At 67.8% G+C, this 22453-nt stretch carries 13 protein-coding genes and 2 pseudogenes; 6 read left to right on the forward strand and 9 right to left on the reverse strand.

Annotated features, from left to right (window positions below):
- Positions 1–62: 62 nt before the first annotated feature.
- Together ACN263_RS01855 and ACN263_RS01860 are read right to left on the reverse strand one after the other, a co-directional pair.
- Positions 63–1577 (reverse strand): ATP-binding protein, encoded by a 1515-nt coding sequence (locus ACN263_RS01855; protein ID WP_422738101.1) that lies wholly within the window; start codon positions 1575–1577, stop codon positions 63–65.
- Positions 1578–1620: 43 nt separating this feature from the next.
- Complete coding sequence (locus ACN263_RS01860) at positions 1621–3606, reverse strand: AIPR family protein (protein WP_422738102.1); 1986 nt, start codon at positions 3604–3606, stop codon at positions 1621–1623.
- A gap of 376 nt (positions 3607–3982) precedes the next feature.
- On the opposite strand from ACN263_RS01860, the gene dcm reads away from it, so the two are divergent.
- Positions 3983–5947 (forward strand): DNA (cytosine-5-)-methyltransferase, encoded by a 1965-nt coding sequence (gene dcm / locus ACN263_RS01865; protein WP_422738103.1) that lies wholly within the window; start codon positions 3983–3985, stop codon positions 5945–5947.
- Here the strand turns inward: dcm and ACN263_RS01870 are convergent.
- Together ACN263_RS01870 and ACN263_RS01875 are read right to left on the reverse strand one after the other, a co-directional pair.
- The gene (locus tag ACN263_RS01870) at positions 5937–7253 is read right to left on the reverse strand and encodes an ATP-binding protein (protein WP_422738104.1); all 1317 of its coding nucleotides are present in this window, start codon (positions 7251–7253) and stop codon (positions 5937–5939) included. The two genes, dcm and ACN263_RS01870, sit on opposite strands and share 11 nt — an antisense overlap.
- A gap of 338 nt (positions 7254–7591) precedes the next feature.
- Positions 7592–8107, reverse strand: coding sequence for a very short patch repair endonuclease (locus tag ACN263_RS01875; protein WP_422738105.1), 516 nt, complete (start codon positions 8105–8107; stop codon positions 7592–7594).
- A 1957-nt stretch (positions 8108–10064) separates the two neighbouring features.
- Here ACN263_RS01875 and ACN263_RS01880 point away from each other — a divergent pair.
- Both ACN263_RS01880 and ACN263_RS01885 read left to right on the forward strand, forming a co-directional pair.
- Positions 10065–11801, forward strand: a complete 1737-nt coding sequence (locus ACN263_RS01880) for a Shedu anti-phage system protein SduA domain-containing protein (protein ID WP_422738106.1) — start codon at positions 10065–10067, stop codon at positions 11799–11801.
- A gap of 278 nt (positions 11802–12079) precedes the next feature.
- Complete coding sequence (locus tag ACN263_RS01885) at positions 12080–12883, forward strand: DUF5677 domain-containing protein (RefSeq protein ID WP_422740566.1); 804 nt, start codon at positions 12080–12082, stop codon at positions 12881–12883.
- Positions 12884–13059: 176 nt separating this feature from the next.
- Here the strand turns inward: ACN263_RS01885 and ACN263_RS01890 are convergent, their stop codons facing one another.
- The 3 genes from ACN263_RS01890 to ACN263_RS01900 form a co-directional block, all read right to left on the reverse strand.
- Positions 13060–13989, reverse strand: a complete 930-nt coding sequence (locus tag ACN263_RS01890; RefSeq protein ID WP_422738107.1) for a replication-relaxation family protein — start codon at positions 13987–13989, stop codon at positions 13060–13062.
- A gap of 583 nt (positions 13990–14572) precedes the next feature.
- A complete protein-coding gene (locus ACN263_RS01895) occupies positions 14573–15541 on the reverse strand; it encodes a replication-relaxation family protein (RefSeq protein ID WP_422738108.1) in 969 nt (322 codons plus the stop codon).
- Between the two features lie 410 nt (positions 15542–15951).
- Positions 15952–16818 carry a hypothetical protein gene (locus tag ACN263_RS01900; RefSeq protein WP_422738109.1) on the reverse strand — a complete coding sequence of 289 codons (867 nt, stop codon included), beginning with the start codon at positions 16816–16818 and terminating at the stop codon, positions 15952–15954.
- 1415 nt (positions 16819–18233) lie between these two features.
- Between ACN263_RS01900 and ACN263_RS01905 the strand changes: the two genes are divergently transcribed.
- Together ACN263_RS01905 and ACN263_RS01910 are read left to right on the forward strand one after the other, a co-directional pair.
- The gene (locus ACN263_RS01905; protein WP_422738110.1) at positions 18234–18557 is read left to right on the forward strand and encodes a helix-turn-helix domain-containing protein; all 324 of its coding nucleotides are present in this window, start codon (positions 18234–18236) and stop codon (positions 18555–18557) included.
- A 200-nt stretch (positions 18558–18757) separates the two neighbouring features.
- Positions 18758–20227: a tyrosine-type recombinase/integrase gene (locus ACN263_RS01910; protein WP_422738111.1), complete on the forward strand. Its 1470-nt coding sequence runs from the start codon at positions 18758–18760 to the stop codon at positions 20225–20227.
- Between the two features lie 222 nt (positions 20228–20449).
- On the opposite strand, the gene ACN263_RS01915 is transcribed toward ACN263_RS01910, so the two are convergent.
- Positions 20450–20848: a GNAT family N-acetyltransferase gene (locus ACN263_RS01915; RefSeq protein ID WP_422738112.1), complete on the reverse strand. Its 399-nt coding sequence runs from the start codon at positions 20846–20848 to the stop codon at positions 20450–20452.
- A 325-nt stretch (positions 20849–21173) separates the two neighbouring features.
- On the opposite strand from ACN263_RS01915, the pseudogene ACN263_RS01920 reads away from it, so the two are divergent.
- A pseudogene (locus ACN263_RS01920) lies at positions 21174–21703 on the forward strand (alpha/beta hydrolase family protein); the annotation flags it as partial.
- Here ACN263_RS01920 and ACN263_RS01925 read toward each other — a convergent pair.
- Positions 21676–22242 (reverse strand): annotated as a pseudogene (locus ACN263_RS01925) (XRE family transcriptional regulator); the annotation flags it as partial. The pseudogenes ACN263_RS01920 and ACN263_RS01925 overlap by 28 nt on opposite strands.
- Between the last annotated feature and the right edge of the window lie 211 nt (positions 22243–22453).

Here is a 22453-nt window from a genome sequence, read left to right on the forward strand (position 1 = left end):
GACACTGCTTCTCAGGTAGTCGCTGAAGCTGTCGGTGCTGAGGTGACGGTCTGCCGGTGTCGTCATGAGCGTGCCTCGAAGGTGGATCTCTCCGCCTTAGCCGCGGTGGTGAGGACCTCCTGCCAGAGGTCGATGTTGTCCTTGTCGCGGGCGCCGAAGTGCGCACCCTCGAAGACGTTGCCGGCGAGCAGGAACAGCAGGGCCTTGAGAACCGGGGCGTCGTTGGCGCCGCCGCGTCGTCCGCCGAGCAGGGCCCGCCGGTACGCCTGGTTGACCCACAGCGTCCTGGTTCCGCGGTCGAATTCGAGGAACGCGTCGGTGGTGAAGCGCTTCCACTGGATGTTGAGGGGTTCCTCGGGGAGTAGCGGCAACTCGTTGCGGACCTCACGCGACACCTTGGGGTGGAAACCCTTGCCGGGTGGTAGCACAGCCTTACGGCGTGCGGTGGTCCGTCGGTTGGCATTGATCCATGCCGCCTCGGCGGCCTGGAGGTAGTCGGTGATCGTGGTGCCGTCGTGGGCGCGTGCCGTGGCGACGGCTTGGGCGAAGCGGGGCCCGGCCGACACGCGAGACTTCTCGGGGTTCATGACGAACAGTCCGGTGGTGTCCCCGTCGATGTCGATGCAGACCCGAGCAAGCTGGAGTCGGGTGTCGGGGGCGTGGATGCCCTCCCAGCCGCCGGCGTGCAGGAGTCGTCCACGGCGGTAGAAGTAGAGGCCCTGTCGGGCCTCCGCCCCGCCGGGCAGTCGGTACTCGGGCGAGTTGGAACGGCGCGGCCAGATGTGACAGCGCATGAGCAGGTCGGTTCCGCTGGTCCGTACCCTCAGGTCCTTGGGCCAGCCGGGCAGTGTGTCGGGGTAGGCGAAGGGGTCGGTGGGTGCCACCGGGTGACGGACGCCGACGCCGAGCTGGATGTCCTCGACATCTATGACGATTCGGATGTCGCGTTCGGTGAGGATGCGGTGGAAGGTCAGGCCCAGGTGTCCCTGCAGGTGTGAGATGGTGCGGCTGAGGAACTCGTCGACCTGCTCGGGGTCGTCGGATGAGGGTAGGCCGTGTACCTGGTCCCAACGGACGATGGTGCCTGACCCGCTGGTGGGGAGTTGCCAGTTGCGGTCGAGCTCGGCGGCGGCGAACATACCGGCCACGATGTCGCAGGTGTAGTCGCGCTTGCCGGAGGTGAGTTTCCAGCGTCTTCCCACGGCTGCGTGTCCGGGTGCGCGGGACAGCACGGTGAGGCTGGTGGCCTGGCTGAACGAGGCCGCCTTGAGTCCGAGGCCGAAGTGCCCGAGGTCCTCGCCGGTGTAGTGGCGGTTACCGCCGACGGTCATCGCCGCGTCGATGTGGTCGGGCTTGATACCCCGGCCGTTGTCGACGACGTAGAGCCCAACCAGGCGGGTGCCGCGTTGGACGAATCGGACGAGGATGTCGGTGGCGCCGGCGTCGATGGAGTTGTCCACCAGGTCGGCGAGGGCGGTCTCCAGGGAGTGGTTGCGGCCCAGGGCGTCCATTGCCCGCGGGTCCGGCGGTAGCTGCACCGCTCCCTCGGTGGGGACCTCCTGAGACCAGACGGACATTTACGCTCCAGGGGGTGTGGCCGGTGTGTGACGGGCGGAACTGTCAGAAGCCGTTGACGGGACGGAAGCCGTGGCGTCGGGCATGGCGCATGGCCTCCAGCGCGCCGCGCAGGTGCTTGCCTGCGGGGTCCCAACCCTGGTGCAGGGCTTGGGCGACCTCGGTCACCGACCGCCGTTGCTCCGGGCTGAGGATCCCTGTGGCGGCGCCCCAGGCGGTCAGGTCGCTCCAGTCGGCCCCGGTGGTGTCCCGGACCAGCTGCAGGTCGTCGCCGTAGGTGTCGACGTCGGCGAGTTCCGTCTCCAGCTGCGGCGGGATGACCCAGTCGAGCTCGCGTACCGCCGTCCAGCACTCCGGTCGTTTGGTCCACTCGCCCACGTTGGTGCGGCCCTCGGGCGGCGACGTGATGACCTTCTGCACAAGCGGGCACAGGTCGGTTATTGCGTCCTGCAGCGCGGGAGTGAGGTCCTGATTGCGCCAGATGCGGTCGAGGTCGACCCTCTGGCTGGTGGCGTGGGCGAGTTTCGCGATGGTGTACGTGACAATGTTGGCCTTGTACCCGCCGAAGTTCTGTCTGGCGACGAGTTTGTCGACCTTCCTGAACAGGATTGCCTTGGCCACCAGGTGTCGGCAGTACTGCTTGTCGACCACCTGTTGCTGCTCGTCCAGCCGCTGCGAGAACAGGGTGAAGTTCTTCTCCGCCCCGAGGCTGACCAGATGCGGTTCCATACTCCAAGAGTGCTCGAACTTGGCCAGGTCGGACTTGGTGAACTTCTGAGCTGACGGGTTGGCGGCCTTGAACACCTTCTGCCGGGCCGGTGTCCCCTCACGGCTGAGAGCGTTGGCGTACTGGCCGCGGGCCCGTTCGTAAAACCAGTGGGTGTCGTGCGGATGGGCGGGGCTGGGCGGTGCCCACAGGGTCCGCATGATCCGCTCGACGTCGACGTGGAAGGCACTGTTCGCCTTCAGGTCCGAGGCGGTGACGCGGTTCTGGGTGTTGGAGTAGGCGGAGATCTGCGGGACGATGTCGTCGAGCCGGTCCGGTGAGACAACCGTCAGCTTCATCTGCACGTGCGCGGCACCGACGTCGACCTTGTTGCGGTGGGCGTGGTGGATGGTCGCGGTGGTCTGGCCTCCGTTGACGATCTGGAGATTGTGGAGGCGGCGGATCACCCGCTGGCCGGACGCCGTGTCGTCGAACTCAACTTTCGAGGCGGTGGCTGCGATCCCGTTGTTGTAGGCGAGGAACCGCTCGGGATTGCTCTTCAGGGTGTCCAGGATCCCTCGATTGACCGCGCCGCGGACCTGCAGGAAGGAGCGCACGTTCAGCTCCAGCAACCGCGCCCCGTGGGCGGAGTACAGCTCGGCCAGTCCACTGGCGGGGACGATGGCCAACAGAACTGAGTAGTCCTCGTCGGTTCGCGGAGTGGCCAGGCAGGGCAGCCCTTCCGGAAACTCCGCGATGATCGGCTCGGCCTTACTCCCGGAGGTCGACCAGTTGGCCAGGCGTCGCAGGTCCCACAACTCCCGGCTGACGTGCCTGCCCTCGAACAGCATCGGCGCGATGCCGTCGCGGACCACGCTGCGAGCGTTGGTGACCAGCACCAGACGCACCGACTCAACCCGACCGAATCTCTCGCTGACGGTGGCACACATACCCGCCACGTCCGAGGAGCGGTCACGCCTGGTCAGGGTGCCGTCGACACAGCGGGACAGGAAGTTCTCCAAGCGCCTGAACGCCGCATCGACCTCAGCGCGGCCGATCTTGTGGCCGTCGTCTGCGCGGGGGCTGTAGTGGGTAAGAAATAGGTCCAGCGAACGGTCATCAGATGCGGCACCGTAGCCACTGACCTCGACACCGTGGTCCTTGAAGCGCACTGCTACGGCGTCCTCGGTGTGTCCGTCGGCGGCCAGCTGGTCAAGCATCAGCTGGGTGAAGGCTTCCTGAAGGTCGCAACCCTCGATCTCAGCCTGGGCCTTGACGTCCTCGATGAGACCGTGCGCGTAGTCGCTGACGTCCGACTCAGTCACGGGCACCCCTGTGCCGCAAGCGGGTACCGGCACAACGGGCCGCACATCCCGGGCGGACTTGTGAGGGGCATGGATTTCTCCGGTGGCTCGTTCGGCATGTCGGGGTGACGGTACGCACCGACTCGGTCGCTGATGGCACCAACTCTCCCTGATGAGGACAGGACCGACAAGACCCACCGGGCTGAGTCTTGATCACCGCATCGGTCCTGTTCCGGGTCGGTCGAACCACCTGTGGCGCGAACGGAGCCCGAGGAGTCTCGTGCGCTCACGTCAGGCAGACGATCCGACGTGACGACGCGGGGGCGGCCGACGCGCGCCGTCGGACTGCAGAGGTAACCTGCGCAGTGCGTTCTGACTGATCGGGGAGGTGACGCGGGTGACGGACGATGCCGTCGAACGGCGTCGGGCGGGTTACGGCGTCAAGCTCGTGCGTGGGCCGTTCGTACGCCTGGCGCCACACCCTGAGGCATGCAAGGACGACGCCGAGTTCCTCCGCTTCGCGGCGGCCTGCCGTGAGCGGGGCGAGCGGCTGGCGGCGGACCTGTTCAGCGGTGCCGGCGGCCTGAGCCTGGGCCTCACCCAGGCAGGGTTCCGTGTGGTCCTGTCGGCCGACCGTGACCCCGAGTCCGTCGAGACGCACCGACACCACTACCCGGGCCTCACCCTCGACTGTGACCTCGGAGAGTCCGCCAACGTCAGGCGGATCGCCGCCCTGGTCAAGGAGGCGGGGATTGAGCTGCTGGCCGGCGGCCCGCCGTGCCAACCCTTCTCCCGGGCGGGCCGCTCACTGATCCGTCACCAGGTCCGCCGCGGCCTTCGCCCCGCGCACGACGAACGCCGAGACCTCTGGCGCTCGTTCCTGGAAGTCATCCAGCTTGCACGACCCGCCGCCGTGATCATGGAAAACGTTCCCGACATGGCGCTCGACCGGGAGATGTTCATCCTTCGCACCATGGTGCACGAGTTGGAGTCGATCGGTTACGCGGTCGAGGAACGAGTCGTCGATACCCTGCGCTACGGCGTACCCCAGTTCCGCCAGCGGCTGATCCTGGTCGCACTGCGGGACGGGATAGCCTTCGACTGGCCTCAGGAGGTGCCGGACCGGGTATCGGTGTGGAACGCGATCGGCGACTTACCCGAGGTCGAGGGCGGCTGGAGGCCCCAGGGTGGCGCCGATGGCTGGTCAGACTACGCCGGCCCCGTGTCTGCCTTCCAAGAGCAGATGCGTCAGGGTGTTGCACCGGCGGACACGGGCAAGGTCTTCGACCACATCACACGACCCGTGCGCGCGGACGACCTGCGCGCCTTCGACATGATGGACGCCGGCACCCGGTACTCGGATCTACCGGAGGACGTCAAGCGCTACCGCGACGACATCTTCGACGACAAGTACAAGCGCCTGAGCGAGGACACCTACTCCCGCACGATCACCGCGCACATCGCCAAGGATGGTTACTGGTACATCCATCCTCGACAGGACCGCACACTGACCGTGCGTGAGGCCGCGCGGCTGCAGACCTTTCCCGACTGGTTCCGCTTCGCCGGCCCACCGTCGGCGGCGTTCCGTCAAATCGGTAACGCCGTCCCCCCGGCGCTCGGCACCCAGTTGGGGCGCGCCGTGATGACCGCGTTGGACGCCCGAAGGCCGGTTTCCTACCGTAGCCGCGACATAGCCCGGGCCCTCGCCACCTGGTTTGACGACCTCGGCGACCCGGCTCTCCCGTGGCTGCGCGCCCGGACACGATGGCAGGTCATATCCGCCGAGATGCTCCTCGACCGGGCAGCACCGGAGCAGGTCCGAATCATCTGGTCACTGCTCGAACGGTGGGCGCAGCCGCAGGACACCGTCGACGGCGGCGGCGAACTTCTCGAGATCGGGCGGTGGATCAACCGTGAACACCGCGCCGAGCGGCTGCTCGAACTGGCGCGCACGCTCACATCGCAACCGGACCTGCTCGACGACGACAAGATCTACAGTCTCCGCGGGGTCGATGCCTCGGTCATCGACCTTGCCGTCCTCGCAGTCCCGACCCGAGACGAGGACGACGCGGAGGAACCTGTGCTAATCACCAAGGGCACCCACCGCGTCGCCGCCCGCTTCACGCACGAGCAGGAGCATGTCGAGCGCAGTCACAGGATGACCGCCGGGCGTCTGGCCGTCGCCCGGATGATCGGCGATGACACCGACGCGCGGCGAGCGCACCTCGGTCTGATCGAGCTGGCCACCTCCCTATGCCGTCCCACCGCCCCCGCCTGTCCCCGCTGCCCGCTGAACGAGGCATGCAGCGAGGCTGCCAAACGGAGCGGTCGGACCGGACGGCAGCCGGCGCTCAGTCCCTGAAGCCGAGTGCGGCGGCGACGTCAGGGGCCTCTGCCCGCAACGTCTCACCGATGCGCTGCAGGGCCGCGTACTCGCCGGCGCGCATAGCAGCGGCGCGCAGCGCCAAGCCGACAACCGGCATAGGCGGCGTCGCCCCCGATGCCTCGCCACGAGACAGGGCGGCCAGCTGCTCGGAAGCCGCCTTCGGGCCCTCGGAGGCACTCCGCGAGTTCTTGCGGTAGGCGTCGTCCGCACGCATACACAGCTCGTGCACCGGGCGTTCAATCAGCTGACGTAGCTGCGGTGGCATCGCCACCCTGATCTTCGCCACGTTGATGTTGAACACCACGTCGAGGTCTGTGTCGAAGTCCAGCGCGACCCGCGCGAGCTTGGTGTGCTCGTCAATGCCCCGCATCCCGTTCCAGCCCCCCCACTGGACCAACCGCTGGGCGCGGTAGACGTACAGACCCTGCTGGCGGTTCCAGTTCAGCGGGCCCGACAGCCGCTCGAACTCCGCCTGCGACGTGAACTGATCGCGGGACGGCAGGACGTACCGCTGTAGCCCTACCGTGCCGGTAGCCTCACCAACGGTGACCTCGAAGCGCAGCGGAGGGAGTACCTCCCGTGCCGGCTCGTCCGGGGCGAACGGGTTCCAGGGCCGGACCTTCTCGCCGTTGACGGTGATCACGAGGCCGTCACCGACCTCACCCTCGAGGAAGCGGTGGAAAACCGTACCCAGGTGGTCGGCAGTTTTGCTCGCCAACGCCTCCAACCGGCGACGTGCCCAACCGCCCTCCGGCTTACGCTCCGGCAGAACTCGGTCGAGTCCGCGCCAGAGCACCACTGTCCCCCCCGTGTCAGCCACCGTCTCGCGAGCCTTGGCGACCTGCTCGTCGTCCGCCGGTTCGGCGACGACCCAGTCATCCATCTCGGCGATGAGATCGAGATCGATCATCCGCGACACGGTGCGGGCCGTGGCCGCCCTCCTGCGACTGACCACCGTCAGGGACCGGCACTGCGACAAGGATGCGGTTTTCAGCCCCAGCCCGTACCGACCCAAGTCTCCACGGCCGTAGTCGCGCCGACTGCCGTAGCGCAGTGCCTCCAAGAGACCATTGGCGCTCATTCCCTCGCCGTCGTCCGCGATCATCACCCACGAGTCGGAACCGTCGAACACAACTTCGATCTCGACCCGACTCGCGCCGGCGGCGACGCTGTTATCGACGACGTCGGCTACTGCGGTCGGGAAGTCGTAACCGATGTCGCGCAGCGAGTCGGTCAACCGCGCAGCCGATGGCGCCACGCTGTACAGGTTCCGAGCGCTCACGACGACTCCTCCGTTCGAAAACGACGACGGGGACCAGGATGTCATACTCCTACGCACCCCATCCCGCGGGACGCACACGTGTGGGCCAGCGATCAGTCTTCTGCCTCAAGAACCGCCGACGCAGGCGTCAGGTGGGCGGATCTGGATGAGGCGCCGAGGCTCACCCACTCCGACGACAGGAGCGTCTAGCGTTCCAGACGCCTAGGTATCGTTCCGCCCGACACGCCAGCGACACTAGAACATAGGTACGACGAAGCCCGCTCATTCGCGACCGATCGTCGCTTGACGGCAACGCTGCGCAACGTTCGAAGAGGGGCGACGCCAAGACCACCCGGAAGTCAGGGATCTCGTCGGCGGCTGCCCGGCGAACCGGGCGCGGGGATGATGTCCGCGGTCAACAGGCCGCGTACCTCGACGGCAACCCGGCTTGCCGCCTCCCCGACCTCTCGACGCACCTCACATTCCCACACTCTGACAACGCGCCAACCGGCCTCGCTCAGCTCGTTGTCAATCCGCTGATCACGAGCCTGGTTAGTCGCGATCTTCGTTGCCCATCTGTCCGCGTTGGGGCCACGGAATCGCGACGGTCCGTGCTGCGGGCACCCGTGCCAGAAGCATCCGTTGACGAATACCGCGACGCGTGGACCGGGAAACACCAGGTCCGGCCGGCTTCGGTTGAACAGGGTTCGTCCGAGGCGGAATCGGAGACCGAGGGCGTGCACGGCACGGCGCAGCGCCATCTCGGGCACTGTGTTGCGTGTGCGCCGTCCTCGCAGGTGAGATCCCTGGGCTGTGGCCACCCATGTAGGGGAGCCGTCGTTCGGCGGGGAGCTGCCACCGCTGGAATTCGTCATCGCACACCTCGACGGGGGGCACTCACCGGCGGCCACCGTTCGCTTTTTCTGCCAGGCAGCCCTCGTGTTCTGAGTACTGAAAGCAGTCGATTGACCCGGGGCCTACTCCGGGTCGGGCGCCGCGGTCCTCAACGCCGACCGATGTACCTCTGGCAGGTATCGAACCTAAACTCTGGATCTCCACGCCTCCCAACGTTGTGTCGCGGGCCCTCCGCCACCCGAGATTGTCGAACACGCCCTCCGTACCGCACCACTCGAGGTACCAGCTCGGGCTTGTGGCGGGCTGGCGACGTCGAGACGGCGGCGGTGTAATCCGCCGCGACGCTGGCGCTACCACCTGCTAGGCGAGAATCAGCCTGTGATGGCCCACCCGACCTGATCACGACTGGCTGCTGCTAGCTGTGCGGCGTAGGCAGCGGCAGGGCCGAGTCGATGGCCATCGAGTCCGAAGCGGGACGAAGGGGTGTGCGTGGCGGCGACCTGAAGCCAAGCCTTGAGAGGCCGCCATCCATGGCGAATGGTCCAAGCCCGTATCCATGTCGCTGGTGCAGCGCGCCACTGCGGCGCTCCGTTCGGAGGCAGTCGTCGTTCTACGCAGCGTAGGCAGCCGGGCCGGGTCGTCGGGGCACCTGCCGTGGCGGGAGATCTGCTACCGGCTGTGGGTGCAGTGGTCGCGAACCACCGCGAAATCTTGCCGGTCGGTGGGTAGTCACGGCGGCACGTCCCCGCGTGCCTTGCGGCGCGGGTGGGGTGGCGGTCGGGCGTGCCTGTTGGGCGAGGTTCATGGCGTGGCGGGCGGTGCGCGCGGCGGGACACATGCCGCGGTAGTTGACGCACTGTAGGTTGCGGCAGTTGCCGTCGCGATCGTGTTGGTGGGCGGCGGTGACGTCGAGGGCGAGCCGCCACAAGAGTGGGTTGATCACTTCGTCGGGTATCGCGGCGGTCAGGCTGAGGCGTTCACGGGACAAGCGGGACTCCTTCGGTCGGTCGTGTTCGCTGTCCGCCGGAACGAGTGGCGGGCGGCGGACCTGATCGACGCTCACCTTTGCCTGAAGGTCAAGTCCTCCGTCCGCTCGTGGCCGTGAGGTGTGGGGATGCGGCGCAGTGTGATGGCGCTCAGGCTGCCGGCGACGCGTTCGTAGCGGTATGGCCTATTCGGCGGCAGGGCGTGGCCCAGACGGTGGGGCCTCGCCTGCGGCGTACGTGTGAGCGCGGATGGCGGCCAGCCGCCTGTCGAGCGTGGCGACCTGATGGTGCTGCTCGTCGTCGGTGGTAGGAACTCGCTGAAGATTGATTGCCGGCTTCCACCCGCCGGAGTCGGCGGCGGGTCGGCGTGCGGTGGCGGACCGCGGACGGAACCACCGACTTCGTGCTTGATATCGATCGCGCCTGGCAGGTGGTCGAGGAGTCTGTTCGCACCGGTGATCCTGCTTGCGCGGGAGATTGGTTCGCGCTGTAGCGATACGCGGCGTGGCTCCGCCGTGCCGACTGTCTGGCGGCGGCCGAGCGGATCGGTTCGGAACCCTGGGAGGGGGAGCGGTTCCGGAGCAGCGAGTTGCCCTGAACGGCCTTGACCTCGTCCAACGGCACCAAACCTCAACTGCACCCACTCCTACCTGCGGCTCCACGTTTTCGCAGGTCAGAGTCAGCTCGGCGTCCTGTTTCCCGCGGAATGCTCCGCGGTTCTGCGGAGCAGTCGACAAGCCCATGTTGTCTTGCAGCGAAGTGCGCAGGTCAAGGCGGTAAAGAGCCGTGGTTGGCCTGACCTTGCAACTGAGAGCAGATTGGGTACAGGTTGGCGAAGAGGTCGCCGCGACGGTAGTGCTCACCGACGCTGGCTACATCCGCCCCTCGAGAGTGTCAGAGCCTGCCGATATCGTGACGCCTTGTCGTCAGCCGGCTTCAACCGCGGCGGTAATGATGATGGCTTCTGGCGCCGACACGGCGAGGAGGATCGTTGGCGTACTGGTTGATGGCGGCGGACCACGGGTCGAGACCCTACGAGGCACCGCCACGGCCGATCCCGGCCGATTGGGAGACATCGCACTGCAACAGCCGAGATGACCACCATGTGGCCGAGGTGGCCGAGGGCGACGCCGTCGCCCTGATCCGCGTGGGCCGCCATGGCGGCGTCGTCGCGCACGGTCACACCACGGCTGTAGTCGCCGACCACACCTTCGATGAGGGGCGCTTCTATCTGCGGTGCGACCCGCGAAGAATCGCCGTCCGGTTCGACGAGACCTACCTGAGCGCACCCGCCCCGCTGCGGTTGCTATCGGGCATCGCCGCCAGCACGAAGGCGCGGTACGCCCGCAGGGCTCAATCCCGGCCGGTGCCGCTACTCGAGATCTCTGACGAGGCATGGCAGACGCTGATGCGAGCGGTTGAAACGCCTGGTCGCCTCGAATGGCCGGTCGCCTGGAATCTCGAGCCCGGCGCAGTGGTCAGCCGCAGGGACGTGCACGACACCTACGGCGGCCAGCGTCAGGGCCCTATCGTGCGCTGCGGCACGACACCCAATACCTTCGTATTCCTCGGGGCAGGCTCCAATGGTGCACCGTTCACCTTTCGGTGGGCCGATGACGGTGCGCTGACCTTCGTCGGAAAGCCGGAGGAGATTACTAACACCGCCCCCACCGCGGACCCGGTTAGCTCTGAGAACCGGCTCGTTCTGGGACACCTGCGCTCCGGAATTCCATTGCGGATCTTTCACAGCAGCGGCAGGAAGCCGGTCATCTATCTCGGCGAGGTGGTTGTTGACCAGGAGCGCCCGGTCGAAGGCTGGATCGACGTCGCGACGCCTCCGCCGATAATGGCTCCACGCCTCCGCACCTGGCAACCCGCCCAGGAGCAGCGGCGTTTCCGGGCACCGCTGTTGCGTGTGCATCCAGTTACCGAGCTCGCTCCATTCTTGTCGCCGGAAGAGCAACCCCGGCGCCGGCGCCAGACGTTACGGCTCGCTGTAACCCGCTCCGTCAACGACGCCGGGCCGTCCACCCAGCCGCCGGCGGCTCAACTGTCAGACGCCGAGGCGATCCAGCATGCCACCGACCGGCTGCGCGCGGTGCCCGACGGCGCGATGCCGGAGCTGGCCGAAGCCGCAGAACTCGCCGATCTGGTGATCCGCCGACATCGGACCGCTGCGCTAGGCGACCTGCGCCGTCTCATCCGCGACCCGGACACCCGAGAACCGGCCATCCAGCGACTGCTCGAGCAACACACCTGGGTGTTCGGCGGCGAGTACATGGGTGCCGCGGCCCGGCGAGCGTTGTCGCTTAGTGACCAGCTGGACATCCCGCTCATCCGCGGGGACGGAACCCTGCACGGCGTCGAGATCAAACAGGCGAATATCCCGAAACTCGTGGTCGTCCACCGCGGCCGGCCCGTTGTCGGAGCACCGGTACATGTGGCTGTCGTTCAGGCAATGAACTACCTGCGCGGCTTGGATGAGCAACGCCATGCGCTGCTCGCCGAGTACGGCGTGGACTGCCGCCGCGCCTCGATGACCGTGGTCATCGGCGACCCAGCGTTTGTCCGAGAGCAGCTCATGGCCGAGGAGATTGCTGAGGCCATCCGCACCTACAATTCGCACCTGAGCCGGATTAAGGTGGTCACTTACCCCGAACTCCTCGACGGTGCCCACCGATCACTGCGCTTAGGCGGAGCGTCGACCCCAGTGCCCCGACGCCAGTAGCAGGCATCACCGGTGGTACCTGTCCTTCGAACTACCACGCGTTGACCAGCTGACGGCCGCCGGACCGTAGGACGGCTCAGTACAGTGGCGCAGTGAGCCAGGTCGCACCACAACCCTGACGTTCACTTGGTCTTTGTCGGTGACATCAGCGCCCATGATCGTCCGTCAGCCGGCGGGCCAGCCTCTCACGCCGACGTCTGGCGCGTTCTCACGCCCGCATTTCTCGGTTGCGCACGGGGTTCCCAACCATTGAAAGTAATGCCGTGACCCCGATTCAGATGCCCGACCCCACCCTGCTAGACGTCGCAGAAGTTGTCCAAGCGGGTACTTCGTCCTTCGTTGGCAAGCGAGTCTCCGCTACCCCATCAGGGGAGTGGGAGGCTCCGATAGAGGCGTGGAATCTGGCAAGCCTTGCGGTTCGATCAGTTGAAGGCGTGTGCCTCATGGCGCGAACCGATATGGGTTTGGCTACTGCGGCAACGCAATGCGCCCGCGCGGCGCTGGAGCACACCGTGCGCGCGATCTGGCTGCTCCATCCAGCAGATCGCTTCATGGGCGAGGTGCGCTGGCTAGCACTTTTGCACGAATGGGAGCGGTTTGAGGAGTCGGCCACTAAGGAGATCGGCGATACCGCGATTCGCGGTAAGCACCTGCAAAGGGCCCGCGCTATTATGGATTTTAGGACAGGGGTTGAGGCGCGCCTGCCAGTTGGTTATTCGTCCCTGCGTCGGCTTCCAAGCATGCGGGACATGATGGTCGAAATAGGCATCGGCTCCTACTACCAGTACTATCGCAAACTCTCGCAGCCAGTTCACGGGACTATGGAGGCGACTGAGACCTACAGACGTAACCTAGGTGATAAGAAATTGTGCGGCGACTTCGGGGGACTGTTCGACTGGATTCTACCCATGCGCCTTTCGTGGGTTTGTATCCGCAACCTCCATGAGATGGTGTTATTTCGTTGCGGGCCGGAGCCGGTCGAGCTACCCCTTCTGACGCCAGGCGAGACCGATGTCGACGGGATCTTTGCCACCATGGCTCATCGGGCGGCCGAGTTGCTTCCCGACGGTCGGGAGGGATAGCAGCAAGGCTTGCCGTCGATTCGGCCTGTCAGTGGCGCTCAAGAGCTAAGGCAGGTTCTGACAGTCAGGTGGTGGCGCCAACGCGGGTTGCGAGATCGCGAAGCCCTGCCGGGGTTGGGTTCGGCGGCGTGTGCGGCCTGGAGGCCGCCACACGCGCCAGTGTCCGCTGCTCGTCATTAGGCGGCCGGCTCGCCCGGGGTGGGCTGGTCGGTGGGGTGGTCGTCGTGGTGGGTGTCGGTGTAGGGCAGGTCGATGAGGCGGTGACGGCCGGGACGGCCGAGTAGTTGCCAGATCTGGTGGGCGGGGCCGGCAGCGAGGGCAGTGCGTAGTTCGGCGGTGGTGGTGGCGATGGCCGCCTCCAGGCTGGTGCCGGCGAGGCGGTGGTGCAGGTTCGCCTCGCGTCGTGCGGAGGGTAGGTGCAACAGCACCGGCCACGCCCAGGTGCTCATCGTGTACAGCCGCTCGTATTTGATGATTTTGTCGATGAGGACCTGCAGGTTTTCACCGCTGGTGTCGTACTCGAGGAAGAACGGCACGGACCGCCCGCCCTCGGTCCATATTCCGGCGCCGTCGGGGCGGGGGAGGCCGGGCGCTCCGGCGATGATGATGTTCGGGTCGCCGCCTTCGCGGTAGAGGGTGCCGGGTTCGTGGTAGGCGGACGCGGGCTGCCAGCGGACGAGGTCGGTGTCGGGGTGGGTGCGGGCGTGGGCGGCGAGGTCGATGAAGACCTGGTTGCCGCCGAGCAGGTGTGGCAGGTCCGGTCGGCGGGTGAGGGAGTGTTTGCGTCGGCGGGCTTGGTCGCGGCGGCCTCGTGGGAGTCCGCGTTGGGCGTGGACGTGGTCGTAGCCGAGTTGGTCCAGGACGTAGTGGTAGGGGTGGGAGCCTCCGTCGGCTTTGTTGGGTCGGAACCGGTCGACCGCTCGCAGGGCGGTGAGGCGGCGTAGGCGGCGTTGGGTGAAGTCCAGGGATGGGAACAGGGCGGCGGCGATCTGGTCGGTGGTGAGCACGCCGTGGTCGTAGAGCCAGCCCAGGAGCCGGTCGTCGCGGGCGGTGATGCTGGCCTGCAGGCGCAGCAGCGGGTCCGCGGCGGGTAGGTGTTTACCCATGGGCACCAGCCCTGGGGGAGAGACCCCAGACTGGAGGGTCTGTCTGGAGCGTTCCCGGATTGCTGACAGCGGGGTTGACCTGGACTGTGAGCGGCTGTGGGGGGTCAGGTTGGGGGTCAGGATCAAGACGGACGGTAGAACGGAGATCGGCACTGACCGCTGAAGCGCCGGGCACAACGGGTTCGGCGTGACGCTGCGGCGAGGCTGGGTGTGAGTCGGGCTGGTGAGGTTCGCGATGCGGGGTGATCATTGTTGTTGCTCCAGGGTCAGAGGTGCGACTGGGTGTGAGGACCGGAGGTCCGCGGTCGCTGTGCGGAGGCCGGGTTGGACATGCCAACCTGCCTGGTCTCGCGCGTGTGGCGAACGTCCGGTGACACGGGCGGTGCCAGTCGCCGCGATCGAAGTTGGTTACAGCGGCTGCGACCTGCGGTGTGAGAGCCGTAGTGGTTGCCGTTCGGGTTCGAAGCGAACGGCAACCTCCGATTGGCCCTCTGACAGTGACCGGGTAAGCGCTTCGTTGGGTCGCCCCGGTCTGCTCCTCGACCGGCCCGGGTGGGCCGGTCGAGGAGCAGCGCTCGGTTGGTCAGGGGCGCGGCGGGTAGTGGTACTCGCCGTTGGCGACGGATTCCTCGGAGGGGCGTTCCGGGTCGTAGATGGGGTGTGGAACTCGGGGCCGTACCTCCTTGAACGTCAAGGTGTCGGGCGGCCACTGCTCGGGGGTGCGGGGAAGGTCGGTCAGAGTGAGGCGGTGTGTCTCGCCGATCGGCTGCCAGACCGGGTCGGCCGGATGGCCGCGCTCGGGGTTGCTGGTGACGACGGTGAGCTGCCGCGTGTTGCGGCGCTCGAGGTAGCGGCGCAGTTCCTGCTCACGCTGCGGGTCGGCGGCGTGGAACATCAGGGTCGCCAGGCCGGTTTGTCCGGCCAGGTGTCGGTAGCCGTGGACGCGGTCGGCGAGGTCGGCGGGACGGATCTCCCCAGGGTCGGGCTGGTACCAGAACGCGTGGCGGTCGCGGTGGTGGATGTACTCGCCGTGCCAGGCGGTATGCCGGGCCGCGGTGACGTATCGGCAGGTGCGCGGTGACCACCAGGTGCGGAGGTCACTCCCGGGTTCGGTGAGCGCGCGGGTCGCGAGGTTGACGAAGAAGTCGTTGGCCTGCAGCAGGCCGGGCAGGTTCGGATGTTCGCGGAGCCGGTCGCGGGCCCGGTACACCTGCGCCGGTGTGACGTCGCGGTCTTCGCCGATCGGGGTGAGTTGGGCGCCGATCGGGCCGAGGCACCACCAGGTGTCGGCGGTGGCCGCGATGCCGGTGTTCCAGAGGCGGTCGATCCAGCCGCGGCGGGCGAGGATCGTCAGACGTCGGGTGGCCGACGCCGTGGTGGTGGCGAAGCCGAGTGCGGTGAGCTGCGCGGTGGTCAGGACGCGGTGCTCGGCGAGCATCTCGACGGCCCACCAGTCGGGCAGGCGCATGCGGCCGCTCTCGGCCAGGAGCAGCTCCGCCGGCATCGGTCGGGTGGACGGGACAGTGAACTGGGGATGGTAGGTGGTCGCCATGACCGGTACCTCCAAGATGGCGCCACCCCGGCGGGGGTGGCAGGGGTGGATGAATGCCCGGGCGACCGCATCGGTGCGGCGCACTACGGGCGGATCACGCCACCGCGGTCGTGCGTCGCGGTGGGTGACAGGGCAACGGCTCGCCGGTTCCGTACCCGGACGGCAGCCCGGGCACGGAGCTGGCTGGTCCGCGCAGCCGGATCACCGGCCGGTCGTGCGGTACGGCGAGAATCCGAGCGCGGCTTGTGGCGCCGTCATTAAGGAACCGCCGTTTGTGTGCTCTGGCGAACGCCTGCCCCACTCACAGCCACTCACAGCCACTCACAACGAGGGGTTTTCTCAGTTGAGGTGATCCGTCCCAGGAGCCCTCACCGGGGGAAGTGACGGCGCCGCGAGAAAAGGGAGCCGGCCTAGGCGACTGCCGTTGACGTGGCGGCAGTGGTGGCGAGGCGGCGACGGCTGGCGGCGCGCAGACTGGCCCGGCGTTCGGCTCGCGCCGCCAACGCCTCGGCGGCCTGCGGCGACGCCACGCCGGTCAGCATGCCGTTGGCGAGGGCTTCGGCGAGGCGGATGTCGATGCGACCCAGCCGCATGCGCAGGGCGTCGGTGCTGATGCCCATCCGGGCCGCGATGGGTTCCATGGCTCGCCGTCCCAGCCGTACGTCGATGTAGGGCTGCTCGTCGTCGGCGTCGAGGATCCCCAGGCGTGCCGCGCGGCGTACCAGCACGTCCGGATGCCCGTAGGGCACCTGCGGGGTCCGCGGTCCCGTTACGCGCTCTACGTCCTCGACCGGAACGAACTCATTGGCCTGCTGGCGTAGCGCGTGCCCGGCGCGCCACCCAGCCCGGCACAACGACGCGTACGGTGCCCGGCGGGCCACGTCCACGTGGTCCCGCAGTGCCGCCAGGAATCCCGCGAGGATCTCCGCGCTGATGTCGTCGGGGTCACCGCGGTATCCGTCGGACAACCGCCGCGCGTAGCGGCGTAGCGCCGGCATCGCCATGCCGACCGCGGCGATGACCCACTGCGGCCCGGCCAGGCGGGCTCGACGGATCAGCTCCCGCCACACCGCGTCGCGAGCGGTGTAGGCGCGCGGGTTGGCCAGTAGCCAGTCCCGCAGCGTCGGCAGCGCCACGACGCCTCTTGGCAAGCCGTCATCCGGACTGAACCCGTCGAGGTCGAGGGACAGGGGCGCCGGGTCGCTGGTCAGCGCGGCGAACGCGACATCGACGGCGTCCAGGGGTGCGGCAGGGAAGATCGTGTCGGACACACTCATGATCAGTACTCCTAGGCCAGTGAGGCCATCGGGCGTCGCCGCCGTGTTCTGGCGACGCTGGAATGCCGATTACGCCAGGACTGACTCACAGGCACTCACAGCGCAGGTCAAGCCGGCTTTCGCGCCCAGCCGGCCGCTGCGGTGTCTCGAGCGAACTCCGGACGCGAGGCGGCACTAGACAGGCGATGCGGGACGGGTCGCGGTACGCCTGAGCAGGGCTGTGAGCCGCTGAGGCACGCCAAGCGCGGCACTCAGACGGCTCAGCGACGAAGCCGCGATCGTCGGGCCGCCCCACCACTCACAGCGACTCACAGCCGCTCACAAAGACTCACAGCAACTCACAGCCGCTCACAAAAGGCTCACAGCGGCTCACGGCGGCGTTGCACCCGCTGCCGGCGCGCGAACGCCGACGGCGACGCCGGTGGTGGCGCGAGCCCCGACCACCTCCTGCGTCCCCGGGGCGGGGCCATCGTGCCGTGTCGGTCGCCGGTGCAGGCACCAGTGATGAGGACTCCACCGGCGCCGGCTGCCTTGTCCGGGAACGGGCGACCCGGTGTCATCGATGGTGATCGATGGACATCTTGTCCCTGCATCCGGCGGTGACCGTGTCCGAAAGGACAAGAACGTCGGCAGTGGCGCTGCGCCACCTTGTCGGGCCACGCGATCGGCGGGCGGTCACATGACGTCGAGATCTGTTGACCGTTTCCGTGCGCGCGGCCATGGCCGCAAGGCGGGAGGAAGGTGTCCTCAACGTCCGGCCGGAGTGTCCGCGGCGTCGCGCATGTCATCGATGTTCGTCGTTGACAACGTGTCCGGCGTGTTTGCTGAGCAGGGCGGGGACAGTTTGGCCACGCGCGTGTCCCTGGCCCGGAGTGACGCTGGCGCCGACCGCAGCAGTCCGTCCCGTGGTGGCGGTGGCCAAACCGGCATGACATACCTGCGCCGCATGGACGAGCGTGTCAACCGTCCGCAGGCCGTGTCCGCGCCTACCGGGTAAGGACATGTCCGCGGACATCTTGTCCATCGACCTACATGAGTGTCCGACCGGTCGCCGCCGCTGGGCGTGTGACACGTAGGCACCCTGGCCGAGCCGTCGGTGGACACGGTGTCGCAGCATTCGCGAACCGTCGCACCACCCACCGTGTCATCAACACCTGTCACTGTTCGGGTGGTGGGTGCCGAGGCGGTGGCCCATCCGCGTCGGATCGGCGCCGGCCCGGGACGCATGGCCGGACGGGCAGCCCTGTGAGCCTCTGTGAGTGGGTGGTGAGTCACATAGGCGTTCGCCAGAGCACACAAGCGCGGGTTTACAGATGTCAGCGCCTCACCGGCGCGACGTGAAGCGCATCCGGCCTCACCGCGGTGCGCCCCGCGCCTGAGCCTGTACGCCCTTACTCACCGCCGAGGAGATGACGATGAGATCGTCCAGACGCACTCGAACCCTGTCACCTCAGCCCGTTGAAGGGCCGGCCGGCGGTGAGCGGGAGCCGACGTGGACGGCCGAACGGGTCCGCGCCCTGGGCGCCAGCACCGACCTGGCCACCGCCGCGGCGGTGCTCGGCATGTCCCGCTCCGCCGCATACAAGCTGATCCGCCGCGACGCGTTCCCCGTGCCGCACTTCCGCGTCGGCGCCCACTACCGGATACCCACGGCCCCGCTGCTGGCCACCCTGCACCTGAACGACCGCGACACGTCCGCGCCTCAGCGAAACCCCGACGCCCTGGACTCACCGCCATAGGCGCCCTCCCGTGCCGACGGACACCACCCGTGCAGCCTTCGGGCCGCAGCCACACGGGCCCCTCTGCTCCAGCCCTCCCACTCTTCAGCCGGACCCTGTCGTGACGGGATGTGGCGACTTGATCGTGCCCGCGGATGACGCGTGGATGTCGATCAGCGGAAACCGATGCACCCCAACCTGATCGAGGAGCACCACCTGCCATGCCTGACGGAAGCATTTTCAAGCGCTGCGGCTGCCGCCACCCTGACACCGGCAAGCCACTCGGCAACGACTGCCCGAAACTGCGCCGCCCGAACCGCTCCTGGAGTTTCGAGCACGGCCACTGGACCTACCAACTCGAACTTCCACCCACCGCCGACGGCGGGCGCCGGCAACTACGCCGCTCCGGCCTACCCACCCGCCGGGCCGCCGCCGACGAACTCGACCACGCCCGCGAACTGCTCGCCCTCGCCAAGGGCGACCGGCGCCGCCGGACCGAGATCGGCGACCTGCTCCAGAACGCCGCACGCACCAAACGGCCCCTGCCCGAGGTCGACCGGATCCGCCAGCGGCTGCGCGGCGACGGCCCCCTCGCTGACGCGCCCACCATCGCGGACTACCTCACCGGCTGGCTGACTCACCTCAGCGTGGACGACAACACCCTGGGCGGCTACGAGTCCATCGTGCGGGTGCATTTGATCCCGCACCTCGGCGAGATTCCGCTGGACAAACTGCGCACCAGCCACGTCCGTGCCATGTTCGCCGCTATTGAACGCCGCAGCGACGACATCCGCGCCGCAAAAACCAGCCCCGACCCGGCGGTGCGCAGGTCCGTCGCCGGGGTACGGCCCACCGGCCCCACGACCCGCCAGCGCATCCGCGCCTGCCTGCGCAAGGCCATCAACGACGCCCTCGCCGACGAACTGATCGTCGGCTCCAACCCGGCCGCGCTGGTCAAGACCCCGGGTGACCGACCGCTGCCGATCGTGTGGGAGGACGAACGCGTGCAGCGTTGGAAGGACACCGGCCAGGTGCCCGGACCGGTGATGGTATGGACCGACGTACAGGTCGTGGACTTCCTCGACCACGCCGCCCGGCACGCCCCGGACCTGCATCCCATGTGGCATTACATGGCCTACCGCGGACCCCGCCGCGGCGAGGCCTGCGGACTGCGCGACAGCGAGGTCCGCCTGCACCGCCGGGAAACCACCATCAACAACCAGATCGCCACCCACGGCTACACCCCCGTGCAGAAACCCCCCAAGAGCAGGGCCGGAAACCGTGACGTCGCCCTCGACACCGACACCGCGAAAGTCCTCACCGCCTACAAGGCCCGCCGCGCCCAATGGCAACTCGCCGCCGGCCCGGCGTGGCCCGACACCGGCCTGTTCTTCGTCCGCCCCGACGGGCAGCCCTGGCACCCCAACGCCGTCACCCAACGCTTCCGCCGGCTCATCCGCAAGGCCGGCCTACCGCCGATCCGGCTGCACGACCTGCGCCACAGCGCCGCCACCATCGCCCTCGACGCCGGCGTCGACATCAAGGTCCTTTCCGACCAACTCGGCCACTCCACCACGACCCTGACCCGCGACACCTACCAGAGCGTCACCAAGCAGCTGCACCAGGACGCCGCCGACGCCGTCGCGGAGAAGATCAACGAGAGGCGCGGCGGTCCCCGCAAGGCGGGGTGAACCCACCGTCACCGAAGCGGTAGCGGCCGGACTCCCGGTCAGGCGAGCGAACACGCGGGGCGCTGTAGGTCCTGGACCTGATCTCTGGGATCAGCGGGGCGCGGGGGCATCGCGGCGGGCGGGCGACGCTCGTCGCGCCCGGCACCGGGACAGTCCCGTCCGAGACCACGGGTTACATGGCGCAGGATCGGCCACGTTCGGTTCGCGAGACCATCGCGCGGATCAGACGCCCAGACCTCTTGCCTGCGAGCTACCGGCCGCGCTGATGGTGTCCAGGGGATGGGATCCCGCCGTAGGGGTGCGGCGCATCGGGGTGACGGCCGGGCCGTCGGGCAGCCGGATGGCTTGCTGCGGGGTGTAGCCGTAGCGGGTGTAGATGCCCTGGGGGTCGCCGGTGGCTTCGGTCCACGAGGGCAGGTCGACGCGGTCGAGTCTGTCGCGGTGGTGGGCGAGCATCGGCGCGCCGGTACCTTGCCGCTGCGCGGCGGGCGCGACGGCGAGGAACGCCAGGTGGTAGTGCGGTTCGGTGGACCGGCGCGCGCTGAGCAGCCCGTCGAGGATCTCGAACCGCTCCGCATGGTCGTCGGCCGCTGCCTCGGGAGAGCGATCGGGCGGAGGCAATTTGTGGGGTGATCGGGGGGCAGGTACAAGGCGCTCAGACGTAGCGTCGGCCACGTCTAGACACTCACACCGATCCAAGGCTTAGCCCTGCAGGTGGCCGCGCGGTTCCCGGCGACGGTTGACGAGCCCGCCGTCGTCCGGCCCGCCGGAAGTTGTTCGAGGAGGATTCGTGAGGCTAGGCGACAGGGTCGCTGAAGTGTCGGTGGATGACGCTGTCCGCGCCTCGGTGAGCTACCACCAACTGCGTACCGGTGATGACGGCCTGTTTTGGCTAGAGACTCCCGACGCTGGCGGGGGTATGACGGTGACACAGTGGCGGTCCGGCGGCCGGTGGGGTGTGGACGATGTAGGCGACTGCGCTGCGGTGGCGGGTCACCTGTTGTCGACGGGACGAGCGGTGCCGGGGCAGGTGTTCATCCGTGGTGCCAGTGCCGGCGGCTACACCGCGTTGCACGCGGTGGCCCAAGAGGCCCGTTCGCTGCTGCCATGGCCGTATCGGCGAACGTGGATCCTGGCCGATGGGCGGAGACGGTGCCCCGTTTCCAGCGGCCGCACGCGATGCGGTTGCGAGGTGGTGCCGGCCGGGTCAGTGCCGCCGTCCAAGGACCGGTGCTGCTCATTCATGGCACTGCCGACGAAGTGGCCGTGGTCGAGAATGTTCTCGGCCTCGCCGAGGAGTTGAGGTCTCTCGGTATGGCGCCCGAGGTATTGCTTCTTGCTGATGTCGGCCACTACGTGGCGTCGTCCGACCGAGCGGGCGTGGCGCTGGAGGCGGAGCTGGCTCACTACGGCTCGGTGACGGCGGATGCCGCCAACGATCAACAAGGTTACACAGAGGCCAGCGGTAGTCGGTGACGCAAATACCCATCGAACTCGCGGACCTCCGGCTCGCACCGGTAGGGCTCGAGGTAGGCCTGCACCTCGACCATGCGCTGCAGGCAGCGGTGTGAGGTGGTTCGTGCGGCGTGATCGACTGTCTCGCGTGCGGTGACGCAGGCTTCGTCGATGCGGCCGGCGGCGGCAAGCGATGAGGCCAGGAGCGCGGTGTCGATTGCGAGTCTCCGGACATGAGTGGGGCTGAGCGCGGTGAGGGCGTCACCCAGGTGGTGCCGTTGGGTGTGCTGCGGTCGGCCCAGGTCGTGAAAGCAGTGGGCGATCTCGTCGGCGGGGTAAGCCGCGTCGAAATATCGAATCCACGCCGGCTCGTCGTCGCGCTTGCTACGGGCCAGTTGCCTCTCCGCGATCTTGAGGTGGGTCAGGCAGTCGTCTTCGCGTCCAAGGCGGGCGCGTGTCCGCGCCACCACCGCTTGCAGCGCGGCTGTCACAGCGGACGTTGCCCGGGTCTCGCTTCCTCTCACCGCCGTCAGCGCCATCCTGCGTGCCGGTCCGGGGTAGTCAGGCGTCGGAAAAAGCCAGCAGGTCAAATTCTTGACAACCGTCTGGCTGGCATCGGGCTCACGAGATAGACAGGGTGATGCGTATTGCTGTAAGGCGGTGGGCGATCAGGGAGAACGTAAGACGAGAGCCATCGATGATGGACGCACCGCTCTGTGCCAGCCCGCGCCGAGTTGGGGTGCACCTGATCACGACATCACGGACGCGACA

It is taken from the genome of Micromonospora sp. WMMD729 (genome assembly GCF_049315225.1).
Lineage (GTDB): Bacteria > Actinomycetota > Actinomycetes > Mycobacteriales > Micromonosporaceae > Micromonospora.